The 2,977-nt window shown below is 52.1% G+C and carries 3 protein-coding genes and 1 pseudogene; all 4 read right to left on the bottom strand.

All coding sequences use genetic code 11. The features are described 5' to 3' along the window. Window positions 1–225 (bottom strand): annotated as a pseudogene (locus VKV18_RS11370) (ribose 5-phosphate isomerase A); the annotation flags it as partial. A gap of 142 nt (window positions 226–367) precedes the next feature. Beyond that, complete coding sequence (locus VKV18_RS11365) at window positions 368–1,216, bottom strand: hypothetical protein (RefSeq protein WP_324204323.1); 849 nt, start codon at window positions 1,214–1,216, stop codon at window positions 368–370. Window positions 1,217–1,306: 90 nt separating this feature from the next. Beyond that, window positions 1,307–2,338: an MraY family glycosyltransferase gene (locus VKV18_RS11360; protein ID WP_324204322.1), complete on the bottom strand. Its 1,032-nt coding sequence runs from the start codon at window positions 2,336–2,338 to the stop codon at window positions 1,307–1,309. Between the two features lie 18 nt (window positions 2,339–2,356). Beyond that, on the bottom strand, window positions 2,357–2,977 hold a 621-nt coding region (locus VKV18_RS11355), incomplete at its 5' end, for a LolA family protein (RefSeq protein ID WP_324204321.1).

Genomic DNA, 2,977 nt, shown 5'->3' with positions numbered 1-2,977 from the left:
CTCCACTTCGCAGAGGTCTATAAGCGGGATACCCCATTCGGCGGCCATTTCGCGTGAGCGTGAGGAGGTGGCAACGGCCCGGACGTGGAGGCCTTCCGATTTAATGCGCTCTCCGATCGCTTGAATGGCGAAAGCCGCGGTCGAGCCGGTACCGATTCCGATGGTCATGCCGTCCTTTACGGCTTTCACCGCCTCGCGCGCAGCCACCTGTTTAGGGTCTAACAAAACTCGTTGCTCCTTTTTAGCTATCTTATGAGATTATACCTGCAGCCTCGTTTCTGTCGGCAATGCGTTTCGCGTGTGGGGCTTGGCGGTACCTCCTATTGCCTTGACAAAAAGAGCTTTAGCCTACTTCGGGGTTGACGGTTCAGTGCGTATTCGCGCTCTGATTGTCTTTGAGATGCAGTCTGTTATAGGGTTTTAATTCAGGTGGTACTTCCCAAGGTGAAAGATAAATATGACACGCTATTGGTAAGTTTGGAGATGGACGTTGAGTTCCTGTAATAATTAGTGTCAACTCCGGAATTCGCGAAAACCATCTATAGCGACCAATGTAAACTCCGTCCTTGTAGACATCCACCAGCCCATTGGTTGTTATAACCACAGGAGTCCATATCCATACAAAGCCAAGGTGCGGTGGCATAGGGAAAGGAGCATTCAACTCTTTTGTAATCGAATACGTTTTATCATAGTACCACGCTGGAATATGCTTTATGTTACCCATGAAGGGTGTTGTAAAATGTTCAATCAGGGCATTATAAACAACCTGTTTATCCAGGATCGGAAGATTCTTTTCATAGATATAGCCTATCGCTCGCACGCTAAGAGAGGTTGGCCCGCGGTCTACTACCTGCGTTTGTCCATTTGGCAGATAAGCTTTTACCACGTAGCTCTGATCGGGTTTAAGTGTCAGCTCGATTTTCAAAGGGGAAGAGGTGGTGTTGAAGTAGGGACCGGAGAAATAAAAACCCTCTACTGGGGTGTGTTTACCCTGTTTTATTGCCTGTACGAGTGCATTTGTAAATGGATAATCATCTAGTCCAGCTATTGCATGAATTGAATTTTCTGTATGCAGTACAATCCAATTGCGGAAATCGTATTGTGGGGCATGTGTTTGTTTCGAGTAGGTAGGTAATAGCCATAGAATGGCAACAAGTAGTAGGACTAGTATGGATACTTTCAAGAACTCCATCAGATCGCTGTTTCTTCTCATCATGCTCCTCCGAGTCTATGGGGGTTCAGTACCCCTAGCAACGACTACCTTCTTGATGATGTAAGCTAACAATCTAAAGGGGCTTTGTAGCCGTTAGTGCGCGCGCATGAGCTGAAAAAGAGCGTAGGCCGACAGACAGAGCAAGAAGGTAAGGCCGTAGAGGAAGTAGGTGACTTGGGTTTGCGACCAGCCGCGAGCGAGGAGCAGATGATGCAGGTGGCGCTTGTCGGCGCGAGTGAGCGGGGCGCGGGCAAGTACCCGCCGGGTGACGACATGCACATAGTCGAAAATGGGCACGCCAAGCACCAGAATGGGCACGAGCACGGAGACGGCAGTTGCCACTTTAAAGGCACCCAAAATCGAGATGGCAGCCAGAGCTGTGCCGAGTACCCAAGCTCCTACCGTCCCCATGATAATGCGAGCAGGATGGTGGTTGTGTCGCAAGAAGCCGATGCACGCCCCAACGATGGCCGAGGCCAACAAGGCTAACGTGGGGCCGTCGTACTTTTGCAGGGTGGGGCCATCGGAGGGATGAAGCTGAGCCGACATGAGGGCAAGTGTCGCCGCAGAGATGGCGCATACGCCGGCGGCAAGGCCATCTACTCCGTCAATGGCATCTACCGTTTTCACCACCGTGAACACCCACAGAATCGTGAGAACAATGGAGGTCGCTAAGCCGATAGGATGCCAATTAATGGTAGGGTTGTAGGCGCCGTTGATGGTGGTAAAGGGGTTGGATACCCCTTCAATGCGCACACCCAGAAGAAATAGAAGCAGCCCAATGGCGATAAGTGCAAGCGCTTGCCACTTGGCAGGCAGGTCGTAGAGGTCATCAATAAGGCCAAAGAGGGCCGCTACCGTAACGGCAACGAGAACGCCGAAGATAGAGAACGTCCAGTCGTGTTTGCCACTGGAAAGCTGGCGGGCGGTGATGGCCAGCACGGCTGCTATAAGGAAACCAACAAAAATGGCAATACCCCCTGCTCGTGGCAAAGGCGTCTTGTTGATGCGTCGTGCTTCGGGATGATCTACCACCCCACGGCGAACAGCCCACTCTTTCACCTTTGGGGTAAGCCAGGTGGTGATAAGGAGGGCGATCAGCGCTGCGGCGGTCATTGCCAACATAGCAGTCTATTTCCTTCCTTATTTAGGCGAGCGTTGCAACGTTTGCGGAGCGGTTGAACCCTTTTTCGGGGTCGCCCCACGCGGCGGATGAAAGCGAAAATCTCCTTGTGGTATCTCCGGGTCTATCTGTTCCTGTAATATCCGGTATTCGATACGTAGAATCACCTTTGTTGGTTCAGGTTGCGGGTGTCCAGGCAGGTGAACTCTCAACAGCGCCGGCTCGGATACTCCTTCGAGACGCCATATCCAACCGGTTCGTTTATCAATATACCACTTCCAACGAACAGATACGGTTTGGCGGCCTAAAGGGGAGGGCGCGGGAGGGGCAAGGGCGGAGAGGACTCGGCAGATATGGCCCTCTACCGTCTGATCCTCCTCTTGTTTGAAGTCCTGAAAAGAAGAGAGAAGGCTCGGGTCGGCGAACAGATAGAGGGGGCTTGGCACGAAGTTAATCTGGGCTTTCTTATGGAGAAGAGGTAAAAGCTGCAGGAAAGTGGAGGCTGTGGGGCTGGCAAAGTACTGATTGGTGCTGGAGTTGTAGACACTCAGCGTTTTACCGTCGCTGTAAACGGCCTGATAGGCAGCCCGATTCGGTACATTGATCACCAAGCGCAGAAGGTTGGGGCGCTTGGCGGAAAG

This window comes from Chthonomonas sp. (genome assembly GCF_035294505.1).
Lineage (GTDB): Bacteria > Armatimonadota > Chthonomonadetes > Chthonomonadales > Chthonomonadaceae > Chthonomonas.
Note: the sequence above shows the minus strand (reverse complement) of the source record. Positions and strands in the feature narration are given on the sequence as shown.